This is a genomic window from Desulfosarcina sp. (assembly GCF_033791525.1).
Taxonomy (GTDB): domain Bacteria; phylum Desulfobacterota; class Desulfobacteria; order Desulfobacterales; family Desulfosarcinaceae; genus Desulfosarcina.
In genome coordinates, this window is the sequence record NZ_JASJGN010000172.1 from 1 (window position 1) to 8,976 (window position 8,976).

Sequence of the window (8,976 nt, forward strand, 5' to 3'; positions counted from 1 at the left end):
GGTCGGCATCAGCCGATTTATATCGGGCGTCAACCATACATCCCGGAATATATTGTCATCGATGCGATTGGCAAAACCGCCTTCGTTCTCGGGATTTACCGACCATGCCAGCGCAGACAGAATGGTATTGATACCTCCGGCTGATGTTCCGGCGATGCTTGAAATTTCAATGGGTAGCGGCTCTCCACCTTGCGACCAGTCTGCGGTGTTATTCACCTGTCGGAGAACTTCAATCAGTCCCCAGATCAACCCGGCTTCATAGGCGCCCAGGCTGGCCCCGCCGCTTATAGCTAAAGAAAGGCGATTCGTGTCTTTGTCAGCTGCCTCAGATGGAATAGAAGAAAAAGTTAATAAGATGACCATATGCGCCAGCAATAGATTTAAAATCCAAATTTTTTTGCAGCGCTTTCTCTCACTTTGTTGATGATTGAACATGGAAGGACCCTTTAGGTTGAGTGGTTATGGCAGTATCTCCTCTTGTCAATGACAGATAGCCACCTTGTTGCAAGATTGTTGGCTGTATCTGAAATTACAAAGTAGTCTGTGCCACTATAATCGTTATCCATAAATGGTTCTACAGCTGTGATTCAATTGGCAGCAGACCCATGAATCCGATGCCAAACCGGCGCCAGAAACTGGTGTAGGGGTCGACCGTGAAGGTCTTCTCTCCCCCATCAACCCGTCCGTGCCATCGGATCCCCTCGGATCCATTGGCGTTCTTAACCAGCTCCAGCCGGAAGGCAGACTCTTGGACGACCTTTTCGAAAACCATGGCCATATCCTCGCCGATTTTCGGCGATTCGATCACCACGCCGATCTCGGTGTTGTGGACGACTGCCCGCGGATCGAGGTTCAAGGAGCCGATAAACACCTGCTGGCGGTCGAAGACAAAGGATTTGGCGTGCAGGCTGGCCTTGGAGGATCCGCCTGGGCCCTTCTTCTCTTTACGCTGCTCGCGGGTGAGTTTCTTGTTCATCTCGTACAATTCGACCCCGCCGCGCAACAGTGCCTTGCGGTATTTGGCATAGCCGGAATGCACCAGACCCACATCGGTGGATGCCAGGGAGTTGGTCAGGATGCGCACCCGTATGCCGCGCTCAACCAGCCCTACCAGAAAGGCTGTTCCCTTTTTACCGGGTACGAAGTAGGGTGAAAAGATGATCAATTCATCCTGGACATTGTTAAAGTAAGGGCTCATCTGCGGCGCCAGGTGGGTTTCGGTGTTGTCGGTGGCCTGCAGGATCTTCTCCGGCTGGTCGTAGACCACGTCGCCGTCGCCCCAGTCGTAGGACACCCGTTCGTCGCGGATTTTTTTTGCCAGATTCGAATTACGCAGGGCCTGGAGGTACGCTGAATCAACCTGCTGGGCCACATAGTCGTCCAGTTGCCCGCGCAGCCGTTCAACCTCCTCCTCTGTCGGTGGCTTGCCCCTTAGCACGGTTGCCAGGTAGGCCAGTTCGTTGTTCCAATAAAGGTCAAACGCCGTTGAGACCTGTTGAACCACCGGCCCGATGGCCATGACGTCCAGATCGGCAAAGGCCAGGTCCGGATCAGCGTCAAAATATTCGTTGCCGATATTGCGTCCGCCGAGGATGGCCACCTGGTTGTCAACAGTATAAGACTTGTTGTGCATGCGGCGCGTTACCGAGCCCATGCGGGTGACGAACTGGGTGAGCCGGCCGGTTTTGCGGCTGAATGGGTTGAAGATACGCACCTGAATGTTGGGGTGGCTGTCCATCACCACTGCACCCAGGTCCCTGCCGGCCAGGTCCATGTCGTCCACCAGCAGGCGCACGCGCACCCCCCGGTCGGCGGCTTTGAGCAACTGATCGGTGAACAGCCGCCCCACCAGATCGCCGTGATACAGGTAGTACTGCACATCGATGCTGCGCTCGGCATAATGGGCCAGGACCGCACGGGCCACGAAGGCGTCCAGGCCGTTGCCCAGTAGATGAAAGCCGGATTTTCCCTGGTGCGCCGCAGCCTTGACGGTGACGTCCTTGCCAAAGGTCGTATTGGCCGTATCGGTGTAGGCAAATGATTCCGGGCGGTTAACATTTTCCGGAAGGGTGGCGCAGCTAACCACAAAAAAACTCAAAGCAACGAAACAGGTTAACCATATGCCTCGCATAATTCCTCCTTTTGATATTCTGGAGTTGAACATTACCTGTAAGATTTATGAACCCTTGGCATGTAAAACGGATCCAACATTCAAGATCCGGCCTGCAGCGGTTCTGACCGGAAAATACGATGGGCAAAGTGCCGATAGACGAGCGAGGCGACCACCGCGCCGATCAAAAATACAAGGATCAGCGCAACCCCGAGAAAAAATGCAAAAAAGACCCATTTTTCTCCACGGTCTTCAATCGTTTCGACTGCACTGACGATTTGTGGCAGCGCCTTATCCAAATCCATCTGGTCCACCGTCTTGAGCATTTCATGCAACTGACGAATCGTGATTGATGCTTCCTTCAAGGTGGCCTGATACTCTTTGATCTCAAAAGGCTTGGCAGTTGCATCCGACTGGGTTTCTTTAGGACCCAGATCAAGGGTTTGGGTCAAGGTATTGACTGACAGCAACAGGTCATTTCCGACCAGAAGTGTCTGACGCAATTCTCCAAGAAGTCCGCGCACGCGTTGATCTTCATTTAAAAAGTCCTCTATGGTTTGTTTTCTTTCAGCGGAGAATTCATTCATTAACTGTTCTATTGCCGCCTTGCGTTCCTGAGATACTCTGTTGGCGGCCTCGTCTATCATGACCATCGTCTTTTTTTCTGTTTCTTCCACGGCGGTTATCATAAGCTTGGTAATATTTTCCATGGCCTGTTTGATCGTCCTATCGCGCTCTGCTGCAATCTGATCGGGCAATTGCTCGGCCACAACAGCTAACCGTTCAGATACGCCCGAAAATTTATTAACATCCTTGAGAATTTTCTCCATGTCAGGATGATTGGCCAGCTGGGAAAACCAGACACTCGCAAATAACCCAGTCAGCATGGGCATCCGTGTCCCCAGATACATTCCGCGCTCGGCCAACAGGCGAACCTCTTCCACCTGCTGCGTGGCCTTTTCCACCGACTTGAACAATCCCCCCGAGGTTTCTTCTTCCAGGTTTCCACGTACGGCAGAAAAATCGCTGAATCTGACGGAGGGAAAAAAAACGATGTCAGGGTTGTTCATGCGCCACTGGTGAATGAGTGATCGCATTTTCCTTAGCTGGTCAGTGTTGAGCACCTTGGCTGCAACCTGCCAGATCTCTTTTTCCGCCTTTCGAAATACCTCTATTACCGGTTCAAGTGCCGGGCCGTATTTTACAAGCAGATTTTCTTCAAAAATGATCCGGCCCAGCGTAACCATCGCAACCATATCCAAAAGGGCACCGACAGGGCTCGCCTGGGCAGCAACGGTAAAGGCGGAAGAAAATGAGTAAACGGTGAGGCTGTGTACAAACTTATATTCCTCCGGTGGCGGAGACTGACTTTTATACGGGGTGATTCCGGAGGAAATCAATGAAATAAATCGATCGGCAAATGCCATCACCTGGGATTGGAGCTCGGCTTCGGTCATGGTTTCGGATTCAGGGCCTTTCTTGTTGATGTCTGCCCAGGCAGCCCCGGTAAGAAATATAACCAATAGTATGGTTAAAAAAGAGGACAGAACTCCCGTTCGAGTGTGTTCGCGCACGATACCCCCTTTCCGGGTTTGCCGAGTCTTTTGCAGTGCTGGACGGCGCCCATTCTATAAGCCCTGTCGGTATATCCAACATCCTGTCATTGCGCTACCATGCATGCTCCACAGTGATGTACATGTAGGTATACTCCGGGCCGCGGGCCACATCCACACCCAACCAAAAGCCTTCATCGGGCATGAACTGGTACCGGCCTCCGATGCCTCCCGCGACAATGTCGTCCTGGGTCTCTAAGGCCGCATTGTCCCCATACACCCTGCCTTTTGCGGCAAAGCCCAAAACAGCCCACCGCGGCAGGATGTTCCAACGCAGTTCAACCTCCACCAGGCCCACACGTTTTCCCTGGTAGCGTAGCGCCGGGATGCCCCGCAGGCTGACCCATGGGTAGGCAAAAAATGGCGGTCGGCCATCTACAGCCGTGGCTTCCAGCCGAATTCCCAGCACGACGTCCGGGTGCAATTGATGGAAAGATAGCGCCTTGAGGGTTCCGCGCCAGTAATCCTAGTCCCCCCCCAGCCCCAGGCCGAGTCCATAGCCGAAGGCCGGTTCCGTCAGGAAGATCGATAGGGGAAGCCATCTGCCGGATGAGCGCTTTGCATCGGCTTCCTCAGAACGTTCCGGTGCCGCTGCAGCGACAAACACCTGAAGGGTAAGGCAGAGACCGTCCATCAACACGCAATAATTCACGCGCAGAGGGAGGCTTCCGCTGCTGGTATATGTTTGAAAAATATTGATATACTTTTATCTCCATGGTTTCTTGATGCTACCGATAATTTCGGTGACTAAGATAGCCTTATGGGGTTTATTTTGAAATGATTGCAACCGTTTCCCGGTCGATCCAGTTGCCGTCTCGAAGGCGTACCGCCTTCAGTACGCCCTGACCACCTTTGGTCTCCTTACTGCGATTGCATCTAAGCAAATATTCGAAGTTATAAAAGACTTCTGCCTGCTGCCTAGGAACGAGATCAGCGATGCCGATGATCTCCAGTTTCGTGCTCTCTACCAGGCATGAACCCGGATCCCCTGCCACTTTCTTTTCGAGATAACTTTTAACCGTAGCTTCATCCAAATCAGCGGATTCGGCGGCGATTGTCACTGTTCCCCAAACCGCTGAACCAATAACGATGGCTATCAGAAAAATTAAAAACCGTCCTCTTTTTTTGGCTTTCATCACGGTCCTCCAATATGGGTTTATTGCTTGGGCTTGAAATTAAACTTCTGTCCACCGATAGCCGCCTCATACATCAAACCGCCTTTGGTGTGTACAAACACGGCCATACCTTTATGATAGCTGGCTTGGGCCTGTTTGCCTGCAGCAGGCCCGGCGCTCGCGCCGGCGGTGGTGCCTTCGGTGCCGGCTTTGGCCTGGACGCCGGCGGTGATGGCCACGGCGGATGCCACTGCATCAAACTCGAATTCCCCGCTGGTGAATTCGTCATAGGCCCGTTTGTCTTCGAAAAAGATTATTTCGCTGAAGGCCTGGCCACCCGCCTGAAAACCGATGGACACTTTAACTAATGAGGTTTCACAATTAAGGCAACGCCGGTAGCGGCCCTGCCATAGTTGTAAAATGTCAAGATTGAGTCTTTTCAGGAGTTCTTACGAATCACCCCACTCTGAAAATAAAATTAATACAGTCAATTCAGACTCAATTCAACTCGATCCTTTCCGGTGTTTTTGACTCTGAACATCGCCTGGTCGGCCAAGGCAAGCAACTCTTCGATATTACGTGCATTATCAGGAAAGGTCGCTACACCGAAACTGGCTGTCACCTGAACGTTACGGCCCCAACGGGTCAGAAAAGTGGCGGTTTTGATGGAGTCTCTAATCTCTCGAGCGGTTTCAGCGGCGTGGAACCTATCGGTATCCGGCAGCACCACCACAAACTCATCCCCGCCATAGGCAACGGCAAAGGATGCATCTTTTAGGCACCCTTGAATGTTTTGGGCAATTTCCCGTAGCGTCCGGCTGCCGTTGAGATGCCCTTGCGTATCGACAACCGTCTTGAAATCATCGATGTCCATGAAAATTAGGGAAAAACACCCCTCCTCGGCATTACAATTTTTAACGAGCACTGTCAGTGAACGATAGAAGTAGCGCTGGTTGTAAAGTCCGGTCAAGCTGTCTCGGATGGTCATGTCGCGCAATTTTCGGTAACGGCGAGTATTCTCCATCGCGATGGCCAAATAGTCTGAAACGATGGTCAGCAATTCAATACTCTCCTTATCCAGCGCCCTTGGATTGACCATTTCCAGAACCCCCAGCGTACGGCCGGCGAACACGATGGGAACGCAAACCAGCGACTTTGTGCGATAGCCGGACAACTCATCCACCTTGTCGTCAAAAAAATCGTACTGCTTGACATCCTCCAGTACGAGCAATTCCTGCTTCAGCGCACACTGGCCGGCCGCACCTTGTCCGAGGGCCAGCCGGAAATCTTTCATTTGCTCCAGATCCAGATCGATGCTCAACTCGAATCTCAATGTTTCGGTCGCCTCGTCCATAAGCAGAAGCGACCAGTACTCGGACGGGAAGAGCTTGGAAACTTTTTCCAGAACCCGCTCCAAAAGCCGATTCGGATCTAGCTCAGAAGTCAGCGCTTTTCCAAAATCCAGACAACTCAGTAACTGTTCACGGTTTAACCCACTACTATCTTTCATTTTAACTCCGTAATGAGAATGCTGCCCAAACTGAGCGATTGTCGAGTTTGCCGCAGATTGAACCCTCCCCGCGGCAAGCCGCGGGGAATCTTCACCGTAAGGATGAAAATCGATTTGCAGTTCGCTCGCTAACCCCGCCGCCCCGATGAGCGGGATCTTTGCTTCGCGCCGACAAGCGGCGAGGAATGCGCTCGCTTTCGCGGTTCAAGGCAGATGTCGTCGCGCTATAGTGGACTATGCGCGGCGATATCTAACGCCGAAGATAGGGTGATCCGCCTGAGGCGGATAAAGATCGGCAAACTCAATGGGTTTCACCTTCTGAATACAACCATCGATGCTACCCAACCGTGATCGTTACCAATCGCCCTTCTTCGAGAAAGGTGAATCGCTCAGTTTGGGTGCTGGTTAATTGATCGCTACAGTCCGCCTGAAAATAATCGGAATGGCCATCCTAAAAAACGGATCACGCCGAAACCTGTGTCTGATTGCCATCACATGGCGACGACCTTTAATAATAATAATTCCGACCACCTGATGTTGGGTTTTGACAGGAAAGATCATTTTTTGATATCAAGTTTTTTCATTCTTGAATCAAAGGTGGATCTATTAATTCCTGCGTCTCTGGCAGCCCGGGTTACCACCCAATTGTTTTTTTTAAGGAGATATTTGACATATGCTTTATCCAGTTCCGCCCATGTATAGTCCTCAAAATGAACATCGACATTCTCTTTAGAAAATGAACGCTCCGGAACCATTGAATCAACAAGAACAGGACGGTTTTCGGTTGCTGCCGCTTCTTCCGTTTCCTTGTGGTTAAAATGATCAGGTATGTCGTTGACACCCACAATGTTACCTTCAACGGTGCTTAGGATGTATTTGACGAAATTTTCGAGTTCTCGAATATTGCCCTCCCACTGATAACTTTGCAAATAGGTCAATGCGTCGCCCGAAATGCGTTTCTGTGGGATGCCCAATTCGATGGATTCCCTTCTGATGAAATAATTGAGAAGAAGAGGGATGTCATTTCTTCTTTTTCGCAATGGCGGCAGGTGCAGCGGAAGGACATTGAGGCGGTAATATAAGTCTTCCCTGAATGTCTTTGCTTTAACCGCTTTAACCAAGTCTTTATTCGTAGCTGAAATGACCCGAATGTTGATCTTGCGTATACTGGATTCGCCTAGCGGTTTGATTTCATTATTTTGGATGACCCTTAGAATGCGTGCCTGCAGTGGTAGCGACATATCGCCGATTTCATCTAAAAAGACAGTACCGCCGTTGGCTGCCATTAAAAGGCCGGTCTTGTTTTCAGTGGCTCCGGTAAATGCACCTTTTTTGTAGCCAAATAATTCGCTTTCCAGCAGCGTTTCCGGAATGGCACTGCAATTCTGGACCACAAAGGGTTTTTCTCTGCGCGAACTGAGATTGTGCAGCGCCATGGCCACAAGATCTTTCCCGGTCCCACTTTCGCCTGTAATTAAAACAGGAAAGTCCGTCCGGGCGTAGTCGCGAACCTTTTTCATAGCTTCCAGGAAGGATTTACTTTGGCCGATGATCTGGATCTTGTTTCGAATCTCATCGAGGGTTTGTTCAAGTTCTCGGGCTCGATTAATCTGACTGGTATGCTGCAGTGCGTTGTTTAGGGCAATTGCGCCCATGTCAACGATGCTTTTTAGGAGTTGCAGGTATTGTTCATCAATATTCAATCGACTGCCGCCCGCACTTGTATCAACAATCTGGACGACGCCATACACTTCTCCGCTTCCCAATATCAATGGAAAGGCCAGAATCAGGGCGCTCTTCAGCTGCATATCTTTTTCAAATTCTATACAATGGCGTGGGTCTTTTCCACCCTCTGCAACGGTCATTTCGCCGTGCTCCATCACCCAGCCGACAATACTTTTTTCTTCAGCACGGATAGAGGCGCCTTTGATGATATCGATTTTCGATGGCCCACCCAAAGATTCAACACACACATAATGGTCCTCATGCTTGATCCATATTGAACCACGCTCGACATTTTGCAATTTCAAAAGTAATTGAAGGAATCGCTTCCTGAGTTTATCAGGATCGAGATCTTCGAAGAGGATCTTGTAGAAGCTATGGTCAAATTCATTCATAGTCTAAAAATAAACCGCCCGTATCAAAACATTTAGGGACCAGATACTGAAGTCATCGTTAAACTGAACCGCATTAGCGAGCGCATTCCCCGTCGCTTGTCGAAGCAAAGCGGAGATCCCGTCATCGGGGCGGCAGGGTTAGCGAACGAACTGGAAATCGATTTTCATTCCTACGGGGAGAGTTCCATCAATATTGATGTTAATGGCATCGATGATGAGATGTCAATATTTAATGATTTTTAGGTAATACCATAAATTCTTGCGTGTTGACCGGGATGTCATGGGTACACGGTTCATGACTCAATGGAGGGGATCTTGGGAGCGTGTCATTCCAATGAGAGCGAAAGCCCAATCCAGTCAGCCATCTTGAACCATGCTTTCACCCAAGCTGAGCGATTGTCGAGCTTGCCGCAGATTCAAGGCAGATGTCGTCGCGCTATAGTGGACTATGCGCGGCGATATCTAACGCCGAAGATGTGGTGATCCGCCTGAGGCGGATAAAGATCGGCAA

9 protein-coding genes are annotated in these 8,976 nt (G+C 50.6%); all 9 read right to left on the reverse strand.

Features of this window, described 5'->3' with window-relative positions; genetic code table 11:
* Positions 1-435 (reverse strand): patatin-like phospholipase family protein (locus QNK41_RS08275; RefSeq protein ID WP_319255629.1); only part of this gene is annotated, 435 nt, incomplete at its 3' end.
* 139 nt (positions 436-574) lie between these two features.
* Positions 575-2,131, reverse strand: coding sequence for a phospholipase D family protein (locus QNK41_RS08280; RefSeq protein WP_319255631.1), 1,557 nt, complete (start codon positions 2,129-2,131; stop codon positions 575-577).
* Between the two features lie 80 nt (positions 2,132-2,211).
* Positions 2,212-3,684: a hypothetical protein gene (locus QNK41_RS08285; protein WP_319255633.1), complete on the reverse strand. Its 1,473-nt coding sequence runs from the start codon at positions 3,682-3,684 to the stop codon at positions 2,212-2,214.
* 94 nt (positions 3,685-3,778) lie between these two features.
* Complete coding sequence (locus QNK41_RS08290; protein ID WP_319255635.1) at positions 3,779-4,147, reverse strand: hypothetical protein; 369 nt, start codon at positions 4,145-4,147, stop codon at positions 3,779-3,781.
* Positions 4,148-4,189: 42 nt separating this feature from the next.
* Positions 4,190-4,375, reverse strand: a complete 186-nt coding sequence (locus QNK41_RS08295; protein ID WP_319255636.1) for a hypothetical protein — start codon at positions 4,373-4,375, stop codon at positions 4,190-4,192.
* A 115-nt stretch (positions 4,376-4,490) separates the two neighbouring features.
* A complete protein-coding gene (locus QNK41_RS08300; protein WP_319255638.1) occupies positions 4,491-4,859 on the reverse strand; it encodes a hypothetical protein in 369 nt (122 codons plus the stop codon).
* Between the two features lie 20 nt (positions 4,860-4,879).
* Entirely contained in the window at positions 4,880-5,197 is a 318-nt protein-coding gene (locus QNK41_RS08305; RefSeq protein WP_319255640.1) for a hypothetical protein, read from the reverse strand.
* A 128-nt stretch (positions 5,198-5,325) separates the two neighbouring features.
* The gene (locus QNK41_RS08310; protein ID WP_319255642.1) at positions 5,326-6,348 is read right to left on the reverse strand and encodes a sensor domain-containing diguanylate cyclase; all 1,023 of its coding nucleotides are present in this window, start codon (positions 6,346-6,348) and stop codon (positions 5,326-5,328) included.
* A 557-nt stretch (positions 6,349-6,905) separates the two neighbouring features.
* A complete protein-coding gene (locus QNK41_RS08315; protein ID WP_319255644.1) occupies positions 6,906-8,465 on the reverse strand; it encodes a sigma 54-interacting transcriptional regulator in 1,560 nt (519 codons plus the stop codon).
* Positions 8,466-8,976 lie beyond the last annotated feature (511 nt).

What these genes read in the sequence shown, in the direction of transcription:
- QNK41_RS08280 (WP_319255631.1), bottom strand. Translation starts at nt 2,131, where the DNA reads ATGCGAGGCATATGGTTAACCTGTTTCGTTGCTTTGAGTTTTTTTGTG.
- QNK41_RS08300 (WP_319255638.1), bottom strand. Translation starts at nt 4,859, where the DNA reads ATGAAAGCCAAAAAAAGAGGACGGTTTTTAATTTTTCTGATAGCCATC.
- QNK41_RS08310 (WP_319255642.1), bottom strand. Translation starts at nt 6,348, where the DNA reads ATGAAAGATAGTAGTGGGTTAAACCGTGAACAGTTACTGAGTTGTCTG.
- QNK41_RS08315 (WP_319255644.1), bottom strand. Translation starts at nt 8,465, where the DNA reads ATGAATGAATTTGACCATAGCTTCTACAAGATCCTCTTCGAAGATCTC.